This is a genomic window from Kluyvera sp. Awk 3 (genome assembly GCF_028069715.1).
Lineage (GTDB): Bacteria > Pseudomonadota > Gammaproteobacteria > Enterobacterales > Enterobacteriaceae > Kluyvera > Kluyvera georgiana_A.
On the sequence record NZ_JANEWH010000364.1, the window covers coordinates 1 to 245 of the forward strand.

Here is a 245-nt window from a genome sequence, read left to right on the forward strand (position 1 = left end):
GGGCTGCTCCCCGTTCGCTCGCCGCTACTGGGGGAATCTCGGTTGATTTCTTTTCCTCGGGGTACTTAGATGTTTCAGTTCCCCCGGTTCGCTTCATTACGCTATGTATTCACGTAATGATAGTGTGACGAATCACACTGGGTTTCCCCATTCGGAAATCGCCGGTTATAACGGTTCATATCACCTTACCGACGCTTATCGCAGATTAGCACGTCCTTCATCGCCTCTGACTGCCAGGGCATCCA

Annotated in this window: 1 rRNA gene; it reads right to left on the bottom strand. The window is 51.8% G+C overall.

What is annotated here, in order from left to right:
* A 23S ribosomal RNA gene (locus NNN71_RS25140) occupies positions 1-245 on the bottom strand; the annotation flags it as partial.